This window comes from Pelovirga sp., from assembly GCF_059864205.1.
Window position 1 is genome coordinate 1 of sequence record NZ_JCBCBS010000074.1, and the last position, 24,946, is coordinate 24,946.

At 56.4% G+C, this 24,946-nt stretch carries 22 protein-coding genes; 10 read left to right on the plus strand and 12 right to left on the minus strand.

The annotated features are described in order from the left end of the window. Together AC6F7T_RS04155 and AC6F7T_RS04160 are read left to right on the plus strand one after the other, a co-directional pair. The coding region (locus AC6F7T_RS04155) for an efflux RND transporter permease subunit (protein WP_500716734.1) at nt 1–690 on the plus strand (690 nt) is incomplete at its 5' end. After that, nucleotides 687–2,090 (plus strand): efflux transporter outer membrane subunit, encoded by a 1,404-nt coding sequence (locus tag AC6F7T_RS04160; RefSeq protein WP_500716735.1) that lies wholly within the window; start codon nt 687–689, stop codon nt 2,088–2,090. The genes AC6F7T_RS04155 and AC6F7T_RS04160, both read left to right, overlap by 4 nt. Nucleotides 2,091–2,122: 32 nt before the next feature. On the opposite strand, the gene AC6F7T_RS04165 is transcribed toward AC6F7T_RS04160, so the two are convergent. Beyond that, nucleotides 2,123–3,742 carry an FAD-dependent oxidoreductase gene (locus tag AC6F7T_RS04165; protein WP_500716736.1) on the minus strand — a complete coding sequence of 540 codons (1,620 nt, stop codon included), beginning with the start codon at nt 3,740–3,742 and terminating at the stop codon, nt 2,123–2,125. 45 nt (nt 3,743–3,787) lie between these two features. Between AC6F7T_RS04165 and AC6F7T_RS04170 the strand changes: the two genes are divergently transcribed. Continuing rightward, nucleotides 3,788–4,237 (plus strand): hypothetical protein, encoded by a 450-nt coding sequence (locus AC6F7T_RS04170; protein ID WP_500716737.1) that lies wholly within the window; start codon nt 3,788–3,790, stop codon nt 4,235–4,237. 18 nt (nt 4,238–4,255) lie between these two features. On the opposite strand, the gene lpdA is transcribed toward AC6F7T_RS04170, so the two are convergent. The 4 genes from lpdA to AC6F7T_RS04190 form a co-directional block, all read right to left on the minus strand. Then, nucleotides 4,256–6,022: a dihydrolipoyl dehydrogenase gene (gene lpdA / locus AC6F7T_RS04175; protein WP_500716738.1), complete on the minus strand. Its 1,767-nt coding sequence runs from the start codon at nt 6,020–6,022 to the stop codon at nt 4,256–4,258. A gap of 201 nt (nt 6,023–6,223) precedes the next feature. Next, nucleotides 6,224–7,543 (minus strand): 2-oxo acid dehydrogenase subunit E2, encoded by a 1,320-nt coding sequence (locus tag AC6F7T_RS04180; protein WP_500716739.1) that lies wholly within the window; start codon nt 7,541–7,543, stop codon nt 6,224–6,226. Between the two features lie 10 nt (nt 7,544–7,553). Beyond that, nucleotides 7,554–10,241, minus strand: a complete 2,688-nt coding sequence (gene aceE, locus AC6F7T_RS04185) for a pyruvate dehydrogenase (acetyl-transferring), homodimeric type (protein WP_500716740.1) — start codon at nt 10,239–10,241, stop codon at nt 7,554–7,556. 44 nt (nt 10,242–10,285) lie between these two features. Then, nucleotides 10,286–10,726 carry an NUDIX domain-containing protein gene (locus tag AC6F7T_RS04190; RefSeq protein ID WP_500716741.1) on the minus strand — a complete coding sequence of 147 codons (441 nt, stop codon included), beginning with the start codon at nt 10,724–10,726 and terminating at the stop codon, nt 10,286–10,288. 35 nt (nt 10,727–10,761) lie between these two features. Here AC6F7T_RS04190 and AC6F7T_RS04195 point away from each other — a divergent pair, with 35 nt between their 5' ends. Next, nucleotides 10,762–10,905, plus strand: coding sequence for a hypothetical protein (locus AC6F7T_RS04195; RefSeq protein WP_500716742.1), 144 nt, complete (start codon nt 10,762–10,764; stop codon nt 10,903–10,905). Nucleotides 10,906–10,919: 14 nt separating this feature from the next. Here the strand turns inward: AC6F7T_RS04195 and mltA are convergent, their stop codons facing one another. From mltA to AC6F7T_RS04215, 4 genes are read right to left on the minus strand one after another with little or no spacing between them, the layout of a single operon-like run. After that, nucleotides 10,920–12,092 (minus strand): MltA domain-containing protein, encoded by a 1,173-nt coding sequence (gene mltA, locus AC6F7T_RS04200; RefSeq protein ID WP_500716743.1) that lies wholly within the window; start codon nt 12,090–12,092, stop codon nt 10,920–10,922. Nucleotides 12,093–12,149: 57 nt separating this feature from the next. Then, nucleotides 12,150–14,342, minus strand: coding sequence for a primosomal protein N' (locus AC6F7T_RS04205; protein ID WP_500716744.1), 2,193 nt, complete (start codon nt 14,340–14,342; stop codon nt 12,150–12,152). Between the two features lie 50 nt (nt 14,343–14,392). Further along, nucleotides 14,393–15,412, minus strand: coding sequence for a 3-deoxy-7-phosphoheptulonate synthase (gene aroF / locus AC6F7T_RS04210; protein WP_500716745.1), 1,020 nt, complete (start codon nt 15,410–15,412; stop codon nt 14,393–14,395). 19 nt (nt 15,413–15,431) lie between these two features. Further along, complete coding sequence (locus AC6F7T_RS04215) at nt 15,432–16,598, minus strand: aminotransferase class I/II-fold pyridoxal phosphate-dependent enzyme (RefSeq protein ID WP_500716746.1); 1,167 nt, start codon at nt 16,596–16,598, stop codon at nt 15,432–15,434. Between the two features lie 162 nt (nt 16,599–16,760). On the opposite strand from AC6F7T_RS04215, the gene AC6F7T_RS04220 reads away from it, so the two are divergent. From AC6F7T_RS04220 to AC6F7T_RS04240, 5 genes are all read left to right on the plus strand, one after another. Beyond that, nucleotides 16,761–17,096, plus strand: a complete 336-nt coding sequence (locus tag AC6F7T_RS04220; RefSeq protein WP_500716747.1) for a hypothetical protein — start codon at nt 16,761–16,763, stop codon at nt 17,094–17,096. A 15-nt stretch (nt 17,097–17,111) separates the two neighbouring features. Beyond that, the gene (gene trmB / locus AC6F7T_RS04225; protein ID WP_500716748.1) at nt 17,112–17,801 is read left to right on the plus strand and encodes a tRNA (guanosine(46)-N7)-methyltransferase TrmB; all 690 of its coding nucleotides are present in this window, start codon (nt 17,112–17,114) and stop codon (nt 17,799–17,801) included. Further along, nucleotides 17,798–18,994, plus strand: a complete 1,197-nt coding sequence (truD, locus tag AC6F7T_RS04230) for a tRNA pseudouridine(13) synthase TruD (RefSeq protein WP_500716749.1) — start codon at nt 17,798–17,800, stop codon at nt 18,992–18,994. The genes trmB and truD overlap by 4 nt, the downstream gene beginning before the upstream one ends. A 176-nt stretch (nt 18,995–19,170) precedes the next feature. Then, nucleotides 19,171–19,953 carry an IclR family transcriptional regulator domain-containing protein gene (locus tag AC6F7T_RS04235; RefSeq protein WP_500716750.1) on the plus strand — a complete coding sequence of 261 codons (783 nt, stop codon included), beginning with the start codon at nt 19,171–19,173 and terminating at the stop codon, nt 19,951–19,953. A gap of 78 nt (nt 19,954–20,031) precedes the next feature. After that, on the plus strand, nt 20,032–20,856 hold the full coding sequence (locus AC6F7T_RS04240; protein WP_500716751.1) for an alpha/beta fold hydrolase: 825 nt from the start codon (nt 20,032–20,034) through the stop codon (nt 20,854–20,856). Here the strand turns inward: AC6F7T_RS04240 and coaE are convergent. After that, nucleotides 20,805–21,407 carry a dephospho-CoA kinase gene (coaE, locus tag AC6F7T_RS04245; protein WP_500716752.1) on the minus strand — a complete coding sequence of 201 codons (603 nt, stop codon included), beginning with the start codon at nt 21,405–21,407 and terminating at the stop codon, nt 20,805–20,807. The genes AC6F7T_RS04240 and coaE overlap by 52 nt on opposite strands. Nucleotides 21,408–21,471: 64 nt before the next feature. On the opposite strand from coaE, the gene AC6F7T_RS04250 reads away from it, so the two are divergent. Then, nucleotides 21,472–22,296 carry a methyltransferase domain-containing protein gene (locus AC6F7T_RS04250; protein ID WP_500716753.1) on the plus strand — a complete coding sequence of 275 codons (825 nt, stop codon included), beginning with the start codon at nt 21,472–21,474 and terminating at the stop codon, nt 22,294–22,296. Here AC6F7T_RS04250 and glpK read toward each other — a convergent pair. Together glpK and AC6F7T_RS04260 are read right to left on the minus strand one after the other, a co-directional pair. Next, the gene (gene glpK / locus AC6F7T_RS04255; RefSeq protein ID WP_500716754.1) at nt 22,293–23,786 is read right to left on the minus strand and encodes a glycerol kinase GlpK; all 1,494 of its coding nucleotides are present in this window, start codon (nt 23,784–23,786) and stop codon (nt 22,293–22,295) included. The genes AC6F7T_RS04250 and glpK overlap by 4 nt on opposite strands. A 344-nt stretch (nt 23,787–24,130) precedes the next feature. Beyond that, nucleotides 24,131–24,832, minus strand: a complete 702-nt coding sequence (locus tag AC6F7T_RS04260; protein WP_500716755.1) for a VWA domain-containing protein — start codon at nt 24,830–24,832, stop codon at nt 24,131–24,133. Nucleotides 24,833–24,946: the final 114 nt, after the last annotated feature.

The following is a 24,946-nucleotide window of genomic DNA, read 5'->3' on the forward strand; positions in this document are numbered from 1 at the left end:
AACCTCTACACCTCAGCAAAACTTCTCGCCGATCCGGCACCGGGGTTCACCAGTGGCCAGGCTAAATTTGCCATGGAAGAGGTTGCTAACAGTCTTGGCCGCGACAATACAGTGCTGGGCTGGATCGGCGAAGCCTATCAACTCGATGCCGCAGCCGGCACCGGTGCCGCAGCGTTCGGATTGGGACTGCTGATGGTGTTTCTGATTCTCGCTGCCCAATACGAACGCTGGACCCTGCCCATGGCTGTCGCCTCGGCCATCCCCTTTGCCGTTTTAGGTGCGGCTCTGGCAGCCTGGACCCGCGGTTTCCCGAGTGATATTTATTTTCAGGTCGGTCTGCTAGTGCTGATTGGCCTGGCGGCGAAAAATGCGATTCTCATTGTTGAATTCGCCGCCCAGAATCGCCGCGCCGGCATGAGCTCCCTGGAAGCCGCTACCGAAGCAGCCAGACAACGTTTCCGGGCGATCATGATGACCGCCTTGACCTTCATCATCGGTACCCTCCCCCTGGTCTTTGCTAGCGGTGCCGGTGCTGCCAGTCGCCAGGAAATCGGCACGGTGGTGGTCGGTGGCATGGTCGCTGCCAGCTCACTGGCGCTGTTTTTTGTTCCCTTGTTTTACAAACTGCTTGAAGATATTGCGACCCGGCGGCGGGACCGCCTGAATAAACGAAAGGCCGCCAATCCATGAAAACTCTGATCCTGTCAGTTACCCTTTGTGCACTGCTGCTCGGTGGTTGCAGCATCGGACCCGATTATCAACGCCCGGATGTTGATCTGCCTGATCAATGGCAACAGGCTGAAACCAGTGCTGACCATCACATCTCAGAGATTGAAGACGACTGGTGGAACTATTACCAGGATCCGCTCTTGACCCAGCTGATTGAGCGCGCTCTCAGTGACAATCTCAGCCTGCGCCTGCAACTGGAGCGCATCCGTGAAAGCCATGCGCGGCTGGGATTTGCCGCCGCACAACGGATGCCGAGCCTTGATGGTCAAGCCGAAGCGGCACGCAGTCAGCAGTCCGCCGCCGTCTCTGCCGGAGCGATCAACAACAGTTTTTCCCTCACCGGCATGCTCAGTTACGAGGTCGACATCTGGGGGCGGCTGGCGCGTAGCCGTGAAAGCGCCCTGGCCCAGTTCGAAGCCTCACAATACAGTCACGCTGCCGTCCAACTGCAACTGATCAGCGATCTGATCAGCACCTACACCAACCTGCGGGCAGCCCAGGAACAGCTGCGTATCACCGAACACACCCTGGGCCTGCGCCGAGACAGCCTGGAATTACAGCAAATCCGCTATGATGGCGGGATCATTGACCAACTAGGACTGCAGCAGGCCCGCTCGGAATGGGAGGCGGTGAGGGCGTTGATCCCCCTGCGTCAGGAGCAGGTAACCCGTCTGGAGAGTGCTCTGGCAGTATTAACCGGCATGAGTCCGGCAGAACTGATGGGAACCCTCGACTTTGGTGATAGCCGGCTGGATCAGTTAACCCCGCAACCAGCCCTCCCGGACTTTCTCCCTTCAGAGCTGCTTGAACGCCGCCCCGATATCCGTGCGACCGAGGCCACCCTGATGGCGGCCAATGCCCAATTGGGAGTAACCATGGCTGAGCGCCTGCCACGGTTTAATCTGGCCCTGTTTCTTGGCAGTGTCGCCGGTGATATTGACGATCTGCTCAAGAGCTCGACCGAAACCTGGGGGATCAGCGGAGCGATTCTCGGACCTCTGGTCGATTTCGGCCGCAACCGTGCCCGCGTCGAAACGGTCAAATCCTTGCGCGATCAGGCTGAGACCAGCTATCGGATCACCGTCCAGACCGCCTTTCGCGAAGTACGCGATGCACTTCTGTTGACGAGTACTATTGCTGAGCGCGAGACCGCCCTGCGCCGCCAGCAGGAAGCGGCGCAAAAGACCCTGGAGCTGGTTGAGTTACGCTATCAGGAGGGGTACAGCAGTTTTATCGAGGTTCTTGACGCCCAGCGCCAGCTGCTGGGCGCCGAGCTGGCCCTGACGGAAGCGACCCGTGACCGCCTCAATGCCGCCACCACCCTGTTCAAAACCCTGGGCGGCGGCTGGCAGACAGAGTAACCGCGGAGTATAGGTCGGAGTGTCAGCCGTTGCTAAAGAGCCTCTTCCAGACGCTGTCGAGTCAAGGCCTGTTCTTCAGCGTAGCGCTGGTGACTCCAGCCTAATTCGGCCGCCAGCAACTCAAGAACACGCGGCATGGCTGCGACAGCGGCACGGCGATCGAGCAGTGCCAGCGGAGTCCGCCGTGCAAGGACATCAATAGCCCGTACCGCAAACTCGCAGCGGGCCGCATAAACGACTTCGGCTTCAAGAGCCGGATGCCCCGCCGCCAATCGCGCAAAGCCCTGTTCCGCAGCCATTACCGCGACCTGATCGGCCTGATCACCGTAATTCCGGTGGAGATATGCTGCGATATCAGCGTCACAACCAAAGTCGGACATTAATCTATTTGCTCCCCCCTGCTCATCATAATCGGCACTGCCGATCAACGGCAAATGTTCGGTTCGACATTGTGGTTGCGGTGCCTTCAGCATAAACATCTTCAGGGCATGATCGACGGTATCCTGAGCCATTTTACGATAGGTGGTCCACTTACCTCCGGCGATTGTCAGCAAACCGGAAGAACTTTTGGCCAGAACATAATCCCGTGCCAGGTGGGCGGTGTCTGCGGTTTCAGGGTCGGAAATCAGGGGGCGCAGACCGGACCATACCGCCTTGATATCGTCACGACCGACTTTCAGGTTAAAATAACGACCGACATGGCGCAATAGATAATCGATTTCCCGATCCGTCGCCGGCGGATGCTCAGACAACTCGGCCGGCTCATCGGTTGTTCCCACCAGGGCATGCCCTTCCCAGGGGAGGATAAAGAGCACCCGACCGTCCTCTGTGGCCGGAATCATCAACCCGGTATCCGGCGGTGCGAAGCGCTTGTCGAGAATCAGATGAATACCGCTGCTGACCTTGAGCATGGGTGCGACAGCCGGATCATCGAGCTGACGGATGCTGTCAATAAAGGGACCGCCGGCGTTGATCACGCCACGGGCCGAGATCGTCCAGGCAGCACCGCTCAGAACATCGGTCACCTCAGCGCCGCAGATCTTGCCTTTATCTTTGACCATCCCGGTCACTCCCAGGTGGTTGGTCACCACCGCCCCCTGCCGGGCAGCAGTCAATGCCAGGGTCAACGCCATCCGCGCATCATGAAACTGGCCGTCATAATAAAGGACGCCGGCTTTCAGCCCCTCAGCCTTAAGAGCGGGGAACCGCCGCAGAGCTTCCTTGCGACTGAGCAGACGACTGTGACCAATATTCTGTCGCCCCGCAAGTATGTCATACAGTTTCAGCCCGCTGAAAATATAGGGGATGTCGATCCAGCGATATAAGGGGGTCACCAATGCCAGGCGGTTGGACAGATGGCGGGCGTTTTTCAATAGCAGCCCCCGCTCACGCAGACCATCACGGACCAGGTTGTATTGCACGCGATCAAGTTTTTTGACCGCCATCTCCAGATAGCGCACCCCCCCATGAACCAGCTTGGTACTGCGACTGCTGGTTCCTTCAGAGAAATCGTTCTTTTCCACCAGGGCAACGTTCAAACCCCGGCAAGCGGCATCCAGAGCAATACCGGTACCAGTGGCGCCACCGCCGATCACCAGCAGGTCAAACTGCCGGCCACTTCGCAGAATCTCGATCTGACTTGTCCGATTCACAGCGACCTCCAGGGTGGGAACAAGAACGCGACCCATGGTCTGCAGGTGGGTGCGGGCATTCTGCTGTCTGCCGCTTGCTACCGCCGCCTGGCAAAGCTTAAAGGGTCGGAACTGCCGCGTCGGGCGGCGCAGATATTTGCCGCCGATGCCGGACGCATTGCTGCTATCTGGGGCAGTTACCGGGCTGAAATTGAGCAGCAATTCAACAACAAGCGCAAAGCCCTGCTGCAGTTCGATGATTTACTCCCCCAACAGTGGCCGGCGTTACAACAACTCTTTGCCGGAGTACGTTCACCGGAGTTTTTTGTCGACCTGTTCCGACGCGTAGGCGCCGGATTTACCTTGACGGAACTGCGCCTGACGGAAGAAGAATTTCTTCTGGCCGCCCGTAATGCCCGCACCATCCGCGAACGGATTACCGTTCTCGACTTTGCGGCTCACGCTCAGGTCCTTGAAGCTGCCGCCCAGGAAACCCTGAGTCTGCTCACAAGCTGACTCCCATCATTTCGCCTGCTAGCGGGAAGTCGATTCCCCCTTAAACAGCATCCTCGCTGCATCATAGAGCGTTTCTGACAGGGTCGGATGAGGGTGAATGGTCTTGCGCAGATCTTCCGAAAGCGCCGCCATCTCCATCGCCAGCACCCCTTCCGCGATCAACTCACCGGCACCCGGTCCGGCGACGGCGACACCCAGAATCCGATCAGTATCAGGGTCAACGATCAACTTGGTCAGTCCGTCATCACGCCCCAGGGTCAGGCAGCGCCCATTACCACGCCACGGCAGTTTGGCGGTTTTGACCTTGATCTTCCGCTCGCGCGCTTGCGTTTCGGTCAAACCGCACCAGGCGATTTCCGGATCGGTAAAAACCACCGCCGGAATCGCCCGCGGCTCGTAGACTGCCATGCCACCGGCGGCAACCTCTGCAGCAACCTCGGCTTCAGCATAGGCCTTATGGGCAAGCATCGGTTCACCGGCGATATCGCCGATGGCAAAAATATGGGATTCAGCAGTGCGCTGCTGACCATCAACGTCAATAAAACCTTTTTCATTCTTTTTAATCTGAGTCTTTTCCAAACCCAGCTGTTCGGTGTTGGGTTTACGCCCAATGGCGATCAGGACCTTGTCGAAGCGCCGGCTAGTCGACTGCCCTTTTTTATCCTCCAGGGTAACAGCGACCGCATTTTTCTGTTCTTTCAATTCAACAACCTTGGTTTTCAGCAGAATCTCTTCGAACGTTTTATCCAACCGCCGTTTCAACAAGGACACCAGATCGCGATCACAACCGGGGAGCAGACCATCGGTCATCTCCACTACGGTGACCTTGCTCCCCAGCGCCGCATAGGCACTGCCAAGCTCAAGACCGATGTAACCACCACCAACCACCAGGAGGGAACCAGGGACATCGACCAGATTCAAGGCTCCGGTCGAATCGATAATCCGTTGACTGCCTGCGGCAATACCGGGGAGCATGATCGGCCGCGACCCGGTCGCCAGAAGCGCCTGAGAAAATTCAAGCTCGCTGGTTTTGCCGTTCATATCCGTTACTTCGAGATGGTGAGCATCCTGGAATCGTGCCGTCCCTCTGATATAGGTCAATTTCTGCTTCTCGACCTTTGCCCCCAGACCACCGGTCAGCTTTTCGACCACTTCATTTTTCCATGCGCGGACCCGGTCGACATCGATCTTCGGTCTGGAAAATGTGATGCCGATAGCTGCTGACTCCTGTGTTTCGGTAATCAGTTTGGCAACATGCAACAGTGCTTTAGAAGGGATGCAGCCGCGGTGCAGACAGACCCCGCCGGGATTTTCCTCGGGATCGATCAAGGTTACCGAGAGCCCTAACTCCGCCGCCTTAAAAGCTGCATGGTAACCACCGGGACCGGCACCGATAACGACCAGGTCCTTGCCCGGCACTTTTGAATGTGCGGCAGGCTTCGCGCCAGATGGTTGCTTTTCTGCTTCATCGCGGTCAGTCTCTTCAAGCTTTTCGTCCGCAGCAGCCTCTTGTGATTTATCAGTTTTAACTGCTGAAATGCCCGCTGCTGATTCCTCCAGCACGGCAATTACCGCCCCCACCTCTACCGTATCTCCTTGCGCGACCTTGAGATCACGGACACGACCTGCTGATGGCGAAGGAATTGCCACCACCGCCTTGTCTGTTTCCAGCTCGATCAGGGTCTGATCCGCTTCAACCTGATCACCAACACTGACCGCCACGGAAATTACCGTACCCGATGTCACACCATCCGAAACCTGCGGCACTACTACATCAATACTCATAAAAAACTCTCTATCTTTCCATGAATGTTAGCTTAATGGAGTTTCCACCACTTTACCTCGGTGTGGTGTCGGGGCTCCCGTGCCAAGGGTGACTGTCGCCATGGACGGCGACAGTCAAGCGGTCATGGACGACCCTACGGGGAACAATCGCGTCCCTTGGCATGGGAGTCCCGATGCCACACCCGCCCACCAACAATTTCCTCACATCACCAGGTTAAGCGGCTGTTCCAGCGCCTCGCAAATCCAGCGCAGAAAGCGCGCACCATCAGCACCGTCAATCACCCGGTGATCGTAACTCAAACTCAAGGGCATCATCTGCTGCGGTACAAACTCCTGACCGTTCCAGACCGGCCGGGTTTCGGTACGCGACACGCCGAGGATCGCCACCTGGGGTGCGTAGACAATCGGGGTAAAGGCGCTACCTCCTATTCCGCCGAGGTTACTGATGGTAAAGGTGCCCCCTTCCAGCTCCACCGGACTGATTTTGCGCTCACGGGTTTTTTCCGCCAGTTCGTTAAGCTCGGCCGCCAGAGCAACAATCCCCTTGCTGTCCGCATCACGCACAACCGGTACCAGCAAGCCACCGGGGGTATCAACCGCGACACCGATGTGCACATAGTCTTTGTAGATCAATTCGCGCGCTGCCAGGTCGAGGCTGCTGTTAAATTGTGGAAAGCGCTTTAACGCCACCGCACAGATTTTCAGCAGGATAGCGGTCATGGTCAATTTTTGATCGGGATGGGTCTTGTTGTACTCCTGCCGATAGGATTCCAGCGCACCCACAGCCGCCCGGTCATACTGGGTCACCATCGGAATAGTCGACCAGGCATAGCCCATGGCATCAGCGGTCACCTGGCGCACCCGTGACAGGGGTTTGCGTTCTATTTTGCCCCATTGACTGAAATCGGGCAGCAGGCGCTGGGCATGAAGACCACGGAATTCACCGGTACTGACCGCAACCCCACCAGTCACCTGCTCCATGGTTGTGCGGACAAACTCGCGGACATCCTTTTCACTGACCCGCCCACCGGGACCGGAGCCCTGCACCTGATAAATATCAACCCCCAGTTCGCGCGCAATGCGTCGCACCGAGGGTGCCGCCGGGGCCACCAGATCGGCGCTACGCCGCGTTGTCAGATCGAGAGGAGGCTGGTCGGCTGCTTGTTCTTCTTCATCAGTGGAAGAAGACGGTTTCGGACGCTGCGCAGTGGCTGGTTGTGCAGCGACGTCTTTCTGCGGCTCATCATTTTCACGATCAACCTCAGGCGTTTTTTCTTCTTTACCGGCAGCTTCCAACAACATGATCACCGCACCGACCTCGGCCTGGTCGCCTTCCGCAACCCGGATCTCGCTGATTTTTCCGGCCTGTGGCGACGGGATCGCCACGACCGCTTTATCCGTTTCAAGTTCCAGCAGGGTCTGATCTTCCGTCACCTCATCACCGACCGCCACCGCCAGAGAAATTACCGTTCCGGAGGTAACACCATCGGAGACTTGCGGGACAACTATTTCAATCGCCATAACCTATCCTCTAGTCCTGATGCGGGTTTAATTTATCGGGATCAATATTGAAATCCTTGAGAGCCTGCTGCACCGTTTTCATCGAGCCGCCTTCCTGTTCCGCCAACTGGTACAGCGCCGCCAGGGCGATATAACGCTGATCAACCTCAAAGAAGTCACGCAGGCGCTCACGACTGTCACTGCGACCGAATCCGTCGGTCCCAAGACAATGGATAGGTCCGGGCAGCCACTTGGCCAGAACGGCCGGCAGCACCTTCATATAATCGGAGGCAGCAACAAAGATCCCCTCCTCTTTCTCCAGCACCTGGGCAAGGTAGGGTTTACGCGGTTTCTTGCCTGGATGCAGCAGATTCCAGCGTTCAACCTCGATGGCATCCTGATACAACTCTTTGTAGCTGGTCACACTCCAGACATCGGCGGCCACATCGTAGTTTTCCTCCAGCAATGTCTGCGCCTTGATCACCTCGTTCAGAATCGCGCCGCTACCGAACAGGTGAACCCGGGCCTGTTGTCCTTTGAGTCCGGTCCCACGGAACCGGTAGAGCCCCTTGAGCACTCCCTCGCGCACCCCCTTTTCCTTTGGCATGGCAGGCATCTGGTAGGTTTCGTTGGTGACCGTCAGGTAGTAGATCAGATCCTCCTGATGGCAATACATGCGGGTCAGGCCATCCTGAATTATCAGGGCCAGTTCGTAGGCAAAGGCCGGATCATAGGCCTTGATCTTGGTCGGCGTCAGGGCCAGCACCTGGCTGTGACCATCCTGATGCTGCAGCCCCTCGCCGGCCAGGGTAGTACGGCCAGCGGTCGCACCGATGAGAAAACCGCGGGCCCGGCTATCACAGGCTTGCCAGATCAGGTCGCCAACGCGTTGGAACCCGAACATGGAGTAGAAGGTATAGAAGGGGATGGTCTGCACCTGATTATTGGAATAAGCGCTACCGGCGGCGATAAAGCTAGCCATGGAACCGGCTTCACTTAACCCCTCTTCAAGAATGGAGCCGGTCTTTTTTTCGTTGTAGAACAGCAAACTACCCTTGTCGATCGGCTCATAGAGCTGGCCGGCATGACTGTAAATCCCCGCCTGCCGGAACAGCCCCTCCATGCCGAAGGTCCGTGCCTCGTCCGGCACGATAGGAACAATCAACTTGCCGATCTCATCATCCCGCAACAATTTGGCCAGCAGATGGACAAATGCCATGGTGGTTGCCAACTCACGCTCACCTGAACCGCCGAGGTACTCCTGTACCAGCCAGTCAGTCTGACAGGCCATCGGCTGACTGCCGGAAAAACGCTTCGGCAGGGATCCACCAAGTTCTTTACGCCGTTGTTTAAGATACTGCATCTCCGGGCTGTCATCCGCCGGTTTGTAGAAGGGCGCAGCGGCGATCTGATCATCACTGATCGGGATATTGAACCGGGTACGAAATTCCTTGAGCTCATCCTCGTTGAGTTTTTTCTGGGAATGGGTGATGTTCTTCCCTTCTCCTGCCTCACCCAAACCATAGCCCTTAATCGTTTGAGCGAGAATCACTGTTGGCGAACCCTTGTGCTCCACCGCCGCCTTGTAGGCTGCATGCACCTTGACCGGATCGTGGCCTCCCCTTCTTAAAGCACCGAGCTGCTCGTCGGTGAAATCCTTCACCAGCTCCAGCAGCTCGGGGTAACGACCAAAGAAATCGTTGCGTACATGGGCGCCGTTGGTGGCTGTATAGCGCTGCATCTCGCCATCAAGAACTTCGTCCATACGTTTGACCAGCTTACCGGAGCGGTCTGCCTCCAGCAAAGGATCCCAATCTCCCCCCCAGACAACCTTGAGAACGTTCCAGCCGGCACCGCGGAAGGCCGCTTCCAGTTCCTGCATGATCTTGCCGTTGCCACGTACCGGCCCATCAAGACGCTGCAGATTGCAGTTGACGACAAAGATCAGATTGTCGAGCTTTTCCCGTGACGCCAGGGTGATGGCACCTAAAGATTCCGGCTCATCCATTTCACCATCACCAAGCATGGCCCAGACTTTGCGCCCGCTTGACTTGCGCAGCCCGCGGTCAACCAGATAATGATTAAAGCGCGCCTGATAGATCGCACTTAAGGCGGTCAACCCCATGGAAACGGTAGGGAACTCCCAAAAATCAGGCATCAGAAAAGGATGAGGATAAGACGACAGACCACCCTTCGGGTCCAGCTCCCGACGGAAATTCTTCAGGTCATCTTCACTTAAGCGCCCCTCTAAAAAGGCCCGGGCGTAGACCCCCGGTGCGGCATGCCCCTGAAAGTAAACCATGTCGCCGATAAAATCGTCGGTGCGCCCGCGCCAGAAATGGTTAAAACCCACCTCCCACAGGGTCGCCGCCGAGGCGTAGGTTGATATATGGCCACCGATGCCACTTGATTCGCGGTTGGCGCGCACCACCATGGCCATGGCATTCCAGCGCACAATCGACTTGATTCTCCGCTCCAGCTCCTGATTGCCCGGATGAATCGGCTGCTGGGCGCGGGGAATACTGTTGATATAGGGCGTGTTGGCGGTAAAAGGAACACTGACCCCCTGTTCCTGGGCACGAATCTGTAATTGGCGCAGAAGCTGCTGCACTCGCTCAGGCCCATGCTCCTTAAGCACATAATCGAGGGACTCCCGCCATTCCTGATTCTCGATTTCCTGCACATGTTGTGATGATGTCTTTGGTTTATCGTCATTCATAACCAGCTGACTCCTTTCGCAAGCCTGTCAGGTAAAGCAATCTATCAGCTCAAAACCCGATAGGGTCCCGTCGCATAGCTATGTAATCTCAGGGTGCCGGCATAAGTAAAGACTGATGCCATCCGATCGCGGTTGACCGGATGGCTCACCAGCCGTTTTGCGTCGGCATCGCTGCACCAGATGACCTCAGGGGTCTCGTCACTCGGCTGCAGGCTACCGGAAGCATAGCGGGCAACAAAACAGAAAATAACAGCGGCAGGATGACTCACCTTCGACCAGATAACCGCCAGCCGCGCATGACTCACGGTCACCCCGGTTTCTTCAAGAATTTCGCGACTCAAGGCGAAAACCAGCCCCTCCCCTTCTTCCACCCGCCCCTGGGGCAGCTCCCACCCCCGCAGACGATGCTTGACCAGCAGTAACTGACCCTCATCGTTACGGACTAATCCGCTGGTCACCAGAACATGTTTAGGTTGTTCCGTCATCAATCTGCTCCAGTCAGTTCCTGAGTTCAAATATTTTGACGTATCTGTTCAGCACCGGCTCGGGGATCCTATTTCAAGGGACGCTTTTCGTCATCCATGACCGCTTGTTGTCGCCATCCATGGCGACAAACACCCTTGCCACAGGAGCCCCGACCCTGCGCAAGGTCAGCAGTGAATAGTTACATTTTGACTATCATTTGACTTGAGGATTCTCCAACGTTCGCGGCAAGAGCACCCAAAGCTCTCCCGGATGACGCATCCGCCCGGCGAATTCTCCGGCTTCGTTGCCCATCCCCCAGAAGAAATCGCCACGCACCCGCCCCTTGATCGCCCCACCAGTATCCTGGGCAACCATCAGTTGGCGCAAGGGCTGATCTTCGGTGCCGGGGAAAATGGTCGACAAAAAAACCGGCGCCCCCAGCGGAATGGTACGCGGATCAACCGCCAGACTGCGTAACGGGGTCAGAGGCACCCCCATAGCACCCGGCGGAGAAATCGTGCCGGCCGGCAGTTCCCGGAAAAACACATAGCTGGGATTTTCCGCCAGCAGTTTCTGCCCCGCCTCGGGGTTGTTGGCAACCCAGCGCCTAATATTCTGCATCGACATCTGGTCACGGGTCATTTCGTTGCGATCAAGAAGCAAGCGGCCGATGGAGCGATAAGGGTGGCCATTCTGGTTGGCATAATTAACAATCACCCGCTCGCCATCGGGCAGACGTACACTGCCGGAGCCCTGAATATGCAGAAAAAACAGATCAACTGGATCTTTGACCCAGAAGAGTTCATGGCCAACCAACGGGTCTTCGCCGAAATCAATCTGTTCACGGTCAAAATAGGGAACCACGCGGTTGCCTTCCAGGCGCCCACGCAAACGGTAATTGCCAAGTTCAGGATAGACCGAATCGAGGGCGATAATCAGCATATCATCGGGTTGCCGATACAGTGGATAGCGATATTCCTCCGTCGATACGCGACTGCCCAGCAACTCGGGCCCATAATAGCCGGTCATCAGGCCGCTGGTGCTGCCATCGAGGTTACGTACCTGATGGGGGGTAAAATATTGCTCAAAAAAATGGCGCACCGTCAGCACGTCAACCACATCGAGCTGAGCGGCCAGAGAGCAAACTTCGCGCCATTGATCACGCCATTTCAGGGACACGCAGCTGTTACGAAAGGCCTCCAGCGCCGGCAACGGATAATCATCCTGCCAACCGTCAAGATGTTCCCACTCGACCGGCGTCAGTGCCGGCACTTCAAAGACTGGGGGTTCAACGACCGGCGGTTCAATATCGACTGGCGGCCTTTTGGCACAACCGGCAATCAATACCAGGAACAGACCTGCGATCAGCAAAGCACGAAAACACATACCACAACCTCTAACTACTGTCAGGGGAGCAAACAGACAAGCACCAACAAGCTGCTATCAGAACATATCCAGGGGATCAATATCAATATGGATCGAAACCTGCCGCGGCAATTCAGTGGCGGCGCTGTCTACAGCGACCAACATGCGCCGTAAAGGGGGGCGTGAGGGGGATTTGAGCAGAATCTGGTAACGGTATTTGCCGCGCAGGCGGGTCAAGGGACATGGACTCGGCCCAAGAATTTCGACATCACCGGCAACCGACTGCAGATGACGAGCCAATTTGGTCGCGCTACTGTTGACCTGATCGCCATTATTACCGGAAAAGATCAGATTAACCAGGTGACCGCAAGGAGGGTAACCCAGTTCACGCCGAAAAGGGAGCTCCTGCAGGTAAAAGTCCTCAACATCCTGAGCGGCAGCACAGGTCAGGGAAAAATGCTCGGGGTGATAGGTCTGAATAAATACCTTGCCACCACCAACGGCCCGTCCAGCACGCCCGGCAACCTGGGTCAGCAGGGCAAAGCTGCGCTCAGCGGAACGAAAGTCGGGCAGGTTCAGCAGACTGTCGGCCCCAAGAACGCCGACCAGCGCGACATTGGGAAAGTCGTGCCCCTTGGCAATCATCTGGGTACCCACCAGGATATCGACCTCTGCTGTCATCATCCCGTTAACAATGCGCTGGTGGCTGCCCTTGGTGCGCGTGGTATCGCGATCCATGCGGGCAATTCGTGCCGCAGGGAACAACTCCGCCAGGTCCTCCTCAAGACGTTCGGTCCCTGCTCCCTGCGGGATGATCCGTTCTCCGCGACACGCCGGGCAGACTTCCGGAACCTGATCCTGATAGTCGCAATAATGACAGATCATGCGGCGCTGGCGTTGATGATAGGTCAAGGTAATTTCACAGTTGGGGCAGTGAAAACTGGTGCCACAGTCGGTACAGAGCAAAAAGGGGGCAAAGCCACGACGATTGAGCAACAGCAGCACCTGTTGGCGCTGTTCCAGTGCGGTCGTGATAGCGGCGATCAAGGATTCTGCCAGGACCCCGCGCAGCGTTTCGCTGCGCAGATCGACTAGTTCAACCGCCGGCAGGGCACCGGCATGTACCCGCTCGGGCAAAGGCAACAGGGTGCAGTTGTCCTGCTCGCAGCGATAATAGCTGGCCAATGAGGGCGTCGCGCTGCCGAGAACCACCGGGCATTGCTGTTGCTGTCCACGCACCAGCGCCAGGTCACGGGCATGATAGCGGAAACCTTCTCCCTGCTTGTAACTGGCGTCGTGTTCTTCATCAACAATGATCAGGCCAAGCTGTGGCAAGGGGGCAAAAATCGCCGACCGCGCGCCGATGACAATATTAACCTGCCCACGCGTAATGGCGCGCCAGGCATCGTAACGTTCACCGGCAGACAGACCGCTATGAAGGGTGGCAATCTGCTCCCCGAGGGGCTCAAAACGGGCACGAAAACGTGATACCAGCTGTGGGGTCAACGAAATCTCAGGCACCAGAATCAACGCCTGGCGCCCCTGTTGCAGACATTCGGCAACAGAGCGCAAGTAGACTTCGGTTTTCCCGCTGCCGGTCACGCCATGCAGCAGGAAGGGTTGGAACCGCCGGGCGCTCAACGCTGCGGTAATCTGTTCGAGGGCCTGACGCTGAAAATCATTGAGGGTCAGCTGTTTATCCTGGGGAATCGGTTCAAGCAAAAAAGGATCACGCAAACGCTCACCGGCACGCTGTTCCAGGCAACCGAGTTCCACCAGGCGTTTCAACACGGCGGTCGGGGAGGGAAATGCTGTGCGGATCTGACTGACGCCGGCACCACCCTGCTGTTCAATCCAGCTGAGAATCTGCTGTTGCCGCCGTCCCGCAGGCCGGATGTCACTATTGATCCGCCGATACCGGTGTTCAGTGGCAATTTCGGTCTGACCGCTGCTTCTCATCAAGCCACCGGGCAGGGCGTTTTTTATCACCTGACCATAGGGATAGTGATAATAGTCAGCAGCCCAGCGCAACAGGCGCAGCAGTTGGTCATCGAGTAGAGGAGACTCATCAAGGCAATCCCGCAACTCCTTGAGCTCGCTGCCATCGCCCTGATAAAGACGCACTGCAACACCGATGATGGCGCGCCGTCCGAAGGGGGCCTGCACCCGTGCTCCGACCGCCAGCTTGTCAGCCAGCGCTGGCGGCACCCGGTAGCTGAACAGGTTGCGCACCGGCGCATTAACGGCAATATCCGCCAGCAAACTTGTCATCGCCTCACATATCCGCTGCTGATGAGCAGCCCGGGTTCATCAATGGCATATCAGTTAGTCGCAAAACCAAGAAACCCGAGCAGCTTGCGGACGCTCTCCATCAGATCACAAAACTCGGGACCGGACAGACTCTGGGCACCGTCACACAGTGCCCTGGCCGGATCAGGATGAACCTCGACCATGATGCCGTCGGCACCGGCTGCCAAAGCGGCACGGGTCATGACCGCAACCAGGGAGCGCTTGCCGGTAGCATGGCTGGGGTCAACGATAATCGGCAGATGACTGAGCTCCTTGATCAGGGGAACAACCGACAAATCGAGGGTATTACGGGTAGCCCGTTCAAAGGTGCGGATACCGCGTTCGCACAGCACCACCCTGGGATTCCCTTCAGCCAGAATATACTCCGCCGCCGCCAGAAACTCCTCCAGGGTCGCGCTCATTCCACGCTTGAGCAGAACCGGGTGGCCACACTTGCCGACCTCTTTGAGCAGATCGAAATTCTGCATATTACGGGCACCGATCTGGATCATGTCGGCATGGCGCATAACCGCATCAAGCTGTTCAATGCGCATCACCTCGGTCACCACCGGCAACCCCTGCGCCTGACCGGCACGCTGCAGCAATGCCAGGCCATCCACCCCCAACCCCTGGAACGAATGGGGGCCGGTGCGGGGTTTAAAAGCGCCACCGCGCAATATCTGGCCACCGCCGGCCTTCACCGCCGCCGCCGCCGCCTGCATCTGCTCTTCACTCTCAATGGAGCAGGGGCCGGCAATCATCACCGGCCTCTGACCGTTGCCAAAGCGCACCCCGCCAACATCGACAATTGTTGCCTGGGGGTGAAAATCGCGCGAAGCAAGCTTGTAGGGCTTGCTGACATGGATGGTCTCGCGCACCCCGGACAGATTGCGGATAGAGGAATCATCAACATATCCCTGATTGCCCAGCACGCCTATGGCCGTGCGCAAGCTCCCGGGAATCGGTTCGGCAATCAATCCCATGGTCTTAACGGCAGCAACAACCGCATCGATCTGTTCTTTTGTTGCATGAGGATGCATGACAATCAGCATAACAGCTGTCCTTTCGTGTTCAGGCCGGCAGGCAACCCCGCCGCTTCAGGTACAATGCAATTCGCTCCAGAGCCTGGTCAAGGTCCTCTTGCGGACGGGTATAGGAAAAGCGCAAGAAACCTTCGGCGCCGGCACCAAAGTCAACTCCCGGAGTCACAGCGACCCCGGTCTGTTCGAGAATATCAAGAGCCAGCCGTTGCGAATCACCATCGATGTGACGGGCATCGGCGAGCACGTAGAAAGCCCCCTGTGGCTCGAAATGCACGCCGAAGTCAAGGCGGCGTAAACCTTGAATCAGCTTGATGCGGCGCTGATTATAGACAGCACGCATCGCTGCAACCTCGGCCTGACAATCGCGGAGAGCCACGATGCCGGCGCGCTGAACGAAGTGATTGGCGCAGATCATAAAGTTCTGATGAAGGATCTGCAGGCGGCGCATAACTGCCAGTGGCGCAATCAGATACCCCAGGCGCCAACCGGTCATGGCATAGGCCTTGGAGAAGCCACCAAGGACAAAAGCCTCCTGGGTATGCTGGAGGATACTCTGCTCTTCACCAGCATAGGTCAGACCGTGATAGATCTCATCAGAAATAATCGGTATCGGTAGTTCCGCCAGTTCGGCCAGATCCCGTGGCGACAAGGTGGATCCGGCCGGATTCGAGGGGGAGTTGATGAGCAAGCCTCGGCTACGCTCCGATAACACTGATCGAACCTCGTCAACCCGTGGCTGAAAACCATTTTTCGCTGCAGTCTGTACCGCTACCGGCACCCCACCGGCAAAACGGACAAAACTTGGGTAACAGGCGTAGCCGGGATCACTGAAAATCAATTCATCCCCTTCCTCCAGCAAAACTGAAAAAAGCAGCAGCAGCAGCGGACTGGTGCCGGCCGACACCATCACCTGTTCCGGCACAATATCGACACCATAGACCTGAAGGTAGTGCCGGCAGATCTGCTCCCTTAATTCGAGCAGACCAAGGGAATGGGTGTACGAGGTTGCGTTCTCCGCCAATGCCGTAGCAGCAGCGGCAACCACAGCAGCCGGTGTCGGAAAATCGGGTTCACCGAGACACAGGTAAATCACATCGCGTCCCTGAGCCTGCAAAACATTAGCCCGTTCCATCAATTCCATGGCAAGAAAAGGCTTGATCTGGGCAGTACGTCGGGATAAGGGAATTTCCATCATAACCTCAAACTAGTTAACCGCTTCGTCGGTCTTCGCGCTAAAGATTAATCGTCACCTGCGGTGAATGCAACCTTTTACCGCCACATCGGCGTCCGCAATTCCCGTTGCATTGCCGTTACTCTACAGGTACAGTTGTCCCTAAAATGTCCAAGGACGACTCCCATGAAACATTCTTTAACCGTTTGTATACTGCTCATTGTGGGCAGCGCCCTGACCTTTGCTGCCCTGGTCAGCGCCTCCTCACCTCCAGCCGCCGATGGTTCGGCGATCCAGTTGGTCGAAGCCCTCGGCTGCCGCGGTTGCCATCGCATCCTGGGATATGGTGGATCGACGGCAACAGATCTGACCGAGGTTGGCACGCGCTTAACCACCGCGGAAATCGCAAAGTTCCTGGTGGCCCATCCGGGCAGCGATGCAAGCCGGTCAATGCTGACCTATACCACCTTGTCCGCTGAAGAAATCGATAAACTCAGCAACTATCTCTACAACCTGCGCTAACAAAGAATAGATCCCATGTCCCAGCGAATGATTCTGATCAACTCAGCGGTATTTGTAGCGGAAGCAACCCTGAAAAAGCGGGGTAGCTGTGCTGCCCTGTTTCCTCACCAGCGCCCGCTGGAACTGGAAATCGGCTGCGGCATCGGCGATTTCATTGTCCAGATAGCCGCCAAACGACCTGAACACAATTTTCTCGCCATCGATATTTTCAATCAGGGATGCCGCTCGACCTGTTCTCGTGTTGAAGATTCCGGACTGGATAACATCCGCGTCATGCGCATGGAGGCCCGCTACCTGCTGTACCATTATCTTGGTGGCAATAGCCTGCGGGCGCTTTACATCAATTGCCCCGATCCCTGGCCGAAAAAGCGCCATCGCAAACGCCGCCTGGTCAATAGCGAATTTATTGATCTCGCCCTTTATAGCCTGGAGGACAACGGCATTTTTAATTTCTCTACCGATTTCACCGACTATGGCGAAGAAGTAGCAGAGCTGCTCAATAACGACCCGCGCCTGGATAACCTGAACAGCACCCCTTACACCAACGATCTGGGAGATTATCCGGTCTCCAAATATATGCGCCGCTTCCTCGATCTGCATCAGCCCATTTACCTCAGTCGTTATATCAAAAAAGCAGGACTGACCATCGCACCGCCAACGATCAGTAAAGGGTTTCGCATCCCCTGGCCACAGGAGGACGCATGAAGTTTGCCACCGCCGATCTGCCCGGTATTGGTGGCAGCTACAAAGAAACTCCGACAGATTTTGAGGTTGAAGAAATACCCCTTTACCCTTGCTGTGGCAGCGGCGAGCATCTGTATCTGTGGATCGAAAAAAGCGGGATCAGCACCTCTGAGCTCATCAGTCGCTTAGCACGAGGGCTACAACTCAAGGAAAACGACATCGGTTATGCCGGCCTGAAAGACAGTCGCGCCCTAACTCGCCAGTGGCTCAGCATCCCGGCGACAAAACAGCCGGAACTGGAACATCTTCATCTGAACAATGCCCGTATCCTTGATGTTCAACGCCACACCAACAAACTGCGCCTCGGCCATCTGGCCGGTAACCGTTTCTCCATCCGTGTAGGCCAGGTTAAACCCAACGCGGCACCACGGGCTGAAGCCATTCTTGCGAAGCTGCATCGATGCGGAGTTCCCAATCGTTTTGGCGAGCAACGTTACGGTGTCTTGGGCAACTCTGCGATACTGGGACAGCTGCTGCTACTTGGTGACAATGAAGAATTCTGCCGGGAACTGCTCGGCGACCCACAAAAAATCAATCACCCAGGCTGGAAAAAAGCGGCATTGGCCTACCGCCACGGACTACTCGAACAGGCGCTTAAAGAGTTGCCCGGCGCTATGCGCCTCGAACAACGACTGTTACGTGACCTGCTGCGGGGGAAATCTCACAAGCAGGCTGTTTATGGGTTACCAAAGCAACGTCTGCGTTTTTTTTTATCGGCTTTGCAATCACGTTATTTTGATCAGTTGCTGGATGCACGGATTGCGACACTGGGAAAACTCAAAGACGGAGATATTGCCTACAAACACGTCAATGGCGCCTGTTTTCTGGTTGCATCAGCAGAGCTGGAACAACCGCGCGCCGACACCTTTGAGATCAGCCCGACGGCGCCACTGTTCGGCCACAAAGTGATGATCGCGACCGGCGAGCCGGGCGCAGCGGAAACAGAGCTGCTCAAAGCTGCGGACCTGACCTTGGACAGCTGGAAGCCGGCACCCGGACTGGCCATGCCGGGAGAGCGCCGTCCGCTCCGGATACCACTGGAGCTAGCAAAAATTGTCAGTGCCACAACGGACAGTCTGACCCTGGAATTTGCTCTTCCCAAGGGAAGTTATGCGACCAGCGTGCTGGCAGAATTGATGAAATCTGTCCATTAATCGCCATGAGCCAATCTTCTCTGTAGACAAAAGTAAAACACCATTCTATACTTTCGGTTCACAGCGATGGTATTTTTATGTACGATCCGATAGTCGTTGACAGGTTTCCAGTACGGGTCTAGAATCTCCGGGCCGTTTTATACAGTCATAACAGAAAAAATAGGGGTGTTGAAGCTATGGTCAAAAAGGACAAGTCAGAATATATTATCCAGGCAGTTTCCCATGCCCTGGATCTGCTTGAGCAGTTTCATGAAGACGTGGATGAACTTGGCGTAACAGAGCTGAGCAAGCGCCTTAAGCTCCACAAAAATAACGTCTTTCGCCTGCTCGCCACCCTTGAGTCGCGGGGTTATATTGAACAGAACAAGGCGACGGAAAACTATCGTCTCGGTCTCAAGGCGCTTGAACTGGGGCAGACCTTTATCAGGCAGATGGGGTTGTTGCGTCAGGCCAAACCGATTCTCGAACGGATGGTTGAGCAAAGCAACGAAACGTCCTACGTTGTCATCTATAAGGATCGTCACGTTGTCTATCTGGATGTGGTCGAGACCAACCTGACTGTTCGCGTTGTTTCTCGCGTAGGTTCGCGGCTACCGGCCTATTGTACTGCTGCCGGCAAAGTCCACCTGGCCTTTATGACCGACGAGGAACTCGACGACCTGTTACCGCAGATCGACTACGTTCAACACACTTCGACCACCATCAGCAGTCCTGAAGCCATGCGCAAAGAACTGCAGCAAATCCGCGAACAGGGCTACGCCCTTGACGATGAGGAACTTGATCAAAGTGTTCGCTGTCTGGCTGCCCCTATCCGCGATTATACCCGGCGCATCGTTGGTGCCATCAGTATCTCCGGTCCAACCATGAGGGTTTCCAACGAGCGGATTCAAAGTGAACTGACCCCGCTGGTACTTGAATCTGCCAGAGAGCTGTCGACCCGCCTCGGCTTCCCGGGCTGATTTGTTCCAGCAACAGTAGATTGAAGGCCCCTTAGCAGCAGGGGCCTTTTTTGTGAGAAAAATTTGCGGGTAAACACTATGAGCTGGATTGAGGAAGAACGGGAACGCGCCCGGACTGAAGGGGTTATTCATCCCGAGAATTTTCCCTTTCTACTGACGCCGGAACAACCCAATGGTCAAGCGGTCGTATTGATTCACGGTTTCGGCGCGACCCCGAGATCGATCTTTCCGGTCGCCACAGCACTTTATAATCACCGCTATACCGTTGCCGGAGTGCGGCTCCCCGGCCACGGCACCAGCCCTGACGATCTGAAAAAGCGCAAGGCGGCCGAGTGGGTAACAACAGCCTGCGCCGCATTTGACGAACTCGCTGACCGTGGCATGAACGTCAGCGTCGGCGGCTTAAGTACTGGCGCTCTGGTTACCCTGACCCTGGCCTCACAACGACCGCTGCACAAACTGCTGCTATTTTCCCCTTTTCTGCAATTGCGTCATCACCTTGCTCCTTTTGCCGGCTTTTTAAGCTTTTTTTTTCCTTATCAGAAGAGTGTTGTCGACCAGTCCGAGAGGGATTTTTACTACAGCCTGCGCCCGTTAAAGGCGATTAGCCAGATTAATCGTCTACTACGGGACATACCCCGCATACTGCCGCAGATCAAAACACCGACGCTGGTGCTGACTTCCACTGGCGACGCGACCATTGCTCCCGGCACCGCCCTCAAGCTCTATGAGCGCCTCGGCACCCCACATAAAATACTTCATACTTACGGCAATAATGTTCCTCATGTTCTCACCACCGCAGAAAACCCCGAACTCGATGATGTTTTGCAACGCTGCCTTGAATTCATGAATCAGGAATTCAGCAACTCCCCCATCAATAATGGCCAGAGTTTTTCAATCTGAGCAATGGTTTCTGCGCGACCGGAGGAGTTATCAACCAGGTAATCAGCGCGGGCAATTTTCTGCTCCTGCGGCATTTGGGCTGCGATTCGTTGCTGCGCACTCCTAACATCTAAACCATCCCGCTCCATCAGGCGGGCCAGTTGCACCTCAGGGTCGATGGTCACCAGCAGCACCTTATCGACCCGCGTTTCGGCACCCACCTCATAGAGCAGTGGCGCTTCATAAATAACCAGTGGGGCGCTATCACGCAGCTTTTGCAGGCGCTGCGCTGATAATGCGGCAATCGCCGGATGGATAATGGCGTTTAAGCGTTCGCGCGCTGACGGATCAGAAAAGATCAGGTCACCCAGACACTGACGATCCAGACTGCCGTCAGCCTTGAGTATATCCTCACCAAAGGCAGCAACCAGTTGCTCCAGCACCGGGCTGCCGGGCGCCACCACCTCACGCGCCAACTGATCGGCGTCCACCACTTGTGCCCCGCGACGCGCCAGTTCACGGCAGACCGAACTTTTGCCCGAGGCGATATTACCTGTAACACCAAGAATCACAACGACTCCCTTGATTCAATTTTACCAATTGACACAAATACAAATTTTATGATCAATCATAGCTATGCCAACTTACCAGGATCCCTTCAGCCGCTGCAAACTGTGTGGCCAGGACGGCAGCACCCCGACCTATCGCCTGGACAAAGGGGCAATCTACCGTTGCCCCCACTGTGATTTTCATTTCCTTAACCAGCTTGACGGCAGTGCCGGCGAAGAAAGCACCAACTTAAGTTCTGCCGGACGCCGTTATATTGCATCACGCATCGATGAGGGCAAGCACCTCCACCCCCTGCGACTGCAACTGGTGGAGCAACACTGCTCCCTCGCTGGGGCCATGACCCTCGACATCGGCGCCGGTCTCGGCCAGTTTATCCTGCTGTTGCAGCAGCAGGGAGCGTCAGCACTGGGCATTGAACCGAGCGCATTACGCCGCGCCTATGCCCGCGAAACCAACGATCTTGAACTAAGTCCACACCTGGCAGAGGATGCCTACTGGCAATCCAGCTACGCAGGAAGCTTCGACCTGATCACCCTGTGGGACGTGATTGAACACGTCGATGATCCACATTCCACCCTGGCTGCAGCAGTGGCACTGCTCAAACCCGGCGGGCTGCTCTGTCTCGACACCCCCGATCGTGAGGTATTCAGCTACCGCCTCAGCCAGGTCGTTAATCGCTTAAGCAGTGGCACTCTCCCGTTATTTTTAAGTCAGTTCTACTCGACCATCCGTTATGGCCACAAACAGATCTTCACCCACCGGCAAATCACCACACTGCTCCAGGACTGCGGCCTTGTTCCCGCCCCTATTCACCTTGATGGTCAGGCCAAACGTGCCTTCTCAAGAAAAATCGTCCTCGCCGCCCGTAAGCCCCCACTCCCCACTCCCTAAGTCCTCCCACTAGCTACCCGTGACACCGCATTCTGCCAGCCACGCAACAATTCTGCCCGTGCAGATGAATCAATCTGTGCGGCAAAGGGACTGGCACATTGCCAATACTTCGCGGCGGCGGTCAGGGATGGCAACAGTCCGAACTGCACTGCCGCCAGCCACGCAACACCCAAAGCGGTTGTTTCGGTGTTATGCGGGCGCTCCACCGGCATATCAAGGAGGTCGGCAAGAAACTGCAGAAACCAGTCATTGGCGGCCATCCCGCCATCAACCCGCAACGTCCAGGAACCGGTATTAACATCTTTTTTCATCGACGTCATCAGATCGACAGTCTGATAACCCACCGATTCCAGTGTCGCCCGGGCGATTTCAGCGATTCCGGTATCGCGGGTTAACCCGAAAATCGCGCCGCGCGCATGGGGATCCCAATGAGGAGCCCCCAGTCCGGTAAAGGCCGGCACCATATAGACCCCACGGTTGGACGGCAGGGCAGCCACCAGTTCTTCAATATCTTTGGTTTTGCGGATCAGTTTAAGGCCATCGCGCAACCACTGAATCGCCGCACCGGCGACAAAGATCGACCCTTCCAGGGCGTAACTGGTTTCCCCATTGATGCGATAGGCGATGGTGGTCAGCAGGCGGTGTTGTGAGCGAAAAGCTTCCTTGCCGGTATTCAGCAACATGAAGCAGCCGGTTCCATAGGTACTCTTGATCATCCCCGCGTCGAGACATCCCTGACCAATAGCCGCCGCCTGCTGATCTCCAGCAATTCCACCAATCCTCAGCGCTGTTCCAAACAGTTCCGGATCAGTTGTGCCGAAGTCATCGGCACATTCTTTTACCTGGGGCAGTACAGCAACCGGAATCTGAAGCAATGCCAGCAACGCCGCATCCCATTGCAACTGATGAATATTGTAAAGCATGGTGCGCGAGGCATTGGTGACGTCGGTGGCATGCATGCGACCACCGGTCAGACGCCACAACAAGAAAGAGTCGATCGTTCCGAAAGCCAACTCACCGGCCTCGGCACGCTGACGTGCATCCGGCACCTGATCGAGAATCCAGTGTAATTTGGTTGCGGAAAAATAGGGGTCGAGCAACAGTCCGGTCGCCCTGGTCACCTGCTCCTCATGGCCGGCGCGGCGCAAGTCATGACAGAAGTCAGCGGTGCGCCGGTCCTGCCAGACGATGGCATTATAAACCGGCTTTGATGTGGTACGATCCCAGACCACCGTGGTTTCACGCTGATTGGTGATACCGATTCCGGCCACCTGAATTCCTTTTTGCGCCGCCTGCGCCAGCACCTGACGACAGACATTGACCACCGCCTGCCAGATTTCCTCCGGGTCATGCTCAACCCAGCCATCGGCGGGATAATGTTGCTGCAAATCCTGCTGGGCAACAATGTCGCAGTGCCCGGTTACCGAAAAAAGCATCGCCCGGGTACTGGTTGTCCCCTGATCAATAGCAAGGATATGGCCTGCACTCATGATCACCTCCGTCATCTGCTCAACAGCTGCAGGTATGATTTGATCGATGGAAATTGTTCTGGATCCATGTAGTGTATAACATAGATTGCCATTGTGCATTATTCTTGTAGCTATCAGCAGGCAAGGGCCAAAACCCGACAGACGACCCAGGAGGAGGCCATAAAAGTGATCTATGTGGTACGTTTTAAGTTGGCGCAGCGCGTCATCGATAGGCTTGCACGGCACGGCAGGCTGCACTTGGTATCCTTGAACTGATGGCAGCAGAGCTTGACTCGAATCAACAGCGTTGTGACGAGGTAGCAGAGTGGACCATCCGCCTGCTAAACGAGGGGATTTGTGGTCGCTCAGTCCAGCTGACGAACAATGCTGTAAAGCTGTCGGGCCTGCAAATCACGGATGCGTTGATAGACCCCGCCCAACACCTGCGCCAATTGCCGCAGGACATGGCTGCCACCGGCAACAGTGCTGGTATCGATAATCACCGCCGCAATCTTCATTCCGGCCAGTTGACCTGCCAGCTGCCACAATTCATCCATGACATTGCCCCCCGCCTTCAGGGGAATGTTGGCTTCGCCATCCGAGATAATGATCAGAGTAGGTACCAGCAAAGGCTGACGCCGCTGGGCGGCTGCTATCAAGCGGTGCGCCCGCTGCAAGCCATCACTGAAGGGGGTAGCACCACCGATGGCAAGGTGACGCAAACGTTCGCGGGCCAGAGCAATGCTACCGGTCGGCTGCAACAGGACTTCGGCCTTCTCTCCCCGGAACGCAACCAGGGCTACCTGGTCGCGGCGCTGATAGGCGCCGGTCAACAACCCGAAAATGGCGTCGCGCGCCGCCAGCATCCGCTGCCTTGCGCCGGTCGCCATCGATTCCGACGCATCGACGACAAAAATAACCAATGACTGTTGCTGCCGCCGGCACACTTTGCGCTGCAGATCTGCTAACTCCAGCCGCAGCGGTTGTCGGGTCAGCGCCGCCCGCAACAAAGCCGCCCGCACCGTCGCTGAAGGGTCCAGCAGCACTCCCGGATGCTTACCGGTCAAGGGCTCACTGCGCAGATGTCGGCCATTACGACTGGCGATGGATTGACGGCGACATTTGGTGCTAGTCGCTGAAGAAAAAGCCTGGAGTTCGATCGTCAGGGGATCAACAGCTTC

Excerpts from the sequence above, each read along its gene's own strand:
- AC6F7T_RS04160 (WP_500716735.1), top strand. The coding sequence starts at position 687 with ATGAAAACTCTGATCCTGTCAGTTACCCTTTGTGCACTGCTGCTCGGT.
- lpdA (WP_500716738.1), bottom strand. The coding sequence starts at position 6,022 with ATGAGTATTGATGTAGTAGTGCCGCAGGTTTCGGATGGTGTGACATCG.
- aroF (WP_500716745.1), bottom strand. The coding sequence starts at position 15,412 with ATGCTGATTGTCATGCATCCTCATGCAACAAAAGAACAGATCGATGCG.
- trmB (WP_500716748.1), top strand. The coding sequence starts at position 17,112 with ATGTCCCAGCGAATGATTCTGATCAACTCAGCGGTATTTGTAGCGGAA.
- AC6F7T_RS04240 (WP_500716751.1), top strand. The coding sequence starts at position 20,032 with ATGAGCTGGATTGAGGAAGAACGGGAACGCGCCCGGACTGAAGGGGTT.
- AC6F7T_RS04215 (WP_500716746.1), bottom strand. The coding sequence starts at position 16,598 with ATGATGGAAATTCCCTTATCCCGACGTACTGCCCAGATCAAGCCTTTT.
- AC6F7T_RS04220 (WP_500716747.1), top strand. The coding sequence starts at position 16,761 with ATGAAACATTCTTTAACCGTTTGTATACTGCTCATTGTGGGCAGCGCC.
- AC6F7T_RS04235 (WP_500716750.1), top strand. The coding sequence starts at position 19,171 with ATGGTCAAAAAGGACAAGTCAGAATATATTATCCAGGCAGTTTCCCAT.
- AC6F7T_RS04250 (WP_500716753.1), top strand. The coding sequence starts at position 21,472 with ATGCCAACTTACCAGGATCCCTTCAGCCGCTGCAAACTGTGTGGCCAG.
- AC6F7T_RS04180 (WP_500716739.1), bottom strand. The coding sequence starts at position 7,543 with ATGGCGATTGAAATAGTTGTCCCGCAAGTCTCCGATGGTGTTACCTCC.
- glpK (WP_500716754.1), bottom strand. The coding sequence starts at position 23,786 with ATGAGTGCAGGCCATATCCTTGCTATTGATCAGGGGACAACCAGTACC.
- AC6F7T_RS04205 (WP_500716744.1), bottom strand. The coding sequence starts at position 14,342 with ATGACAAGTTTGCTGGCGGATATTGCCGTTAATGCGCCGGTGCGCAAC.
- AC6F7T_RS04190 (WP_500716741.1), bottom strand. The coding sequence starts at position 10,726 with ATGACGGAACAACCTAAACATGTTCTGGTGACCAGCGGATTAGTCCGT.
- aceE (WP_500716740.1), bottom strand. The coding sequence starts at position 10,241 with ATGAATGACGATAAACCAAAGACATCATCACAACATGTGCAGGAAATC.
- mltA (WP_500716743.1), bottom strand. The coding sequence starts at position 12,092 with ATGTGTTTTCGTGCTTTGCTGATCGCAGGTCTGTTCCTGGTATTGATT.
- truD (WP_500716749.1), top strand. The coding sequence starts at position 17,798 with ATGAAGTTTGCCACCGCCGATCTGCCCGGTATTGGTGGCAGCTACAAA.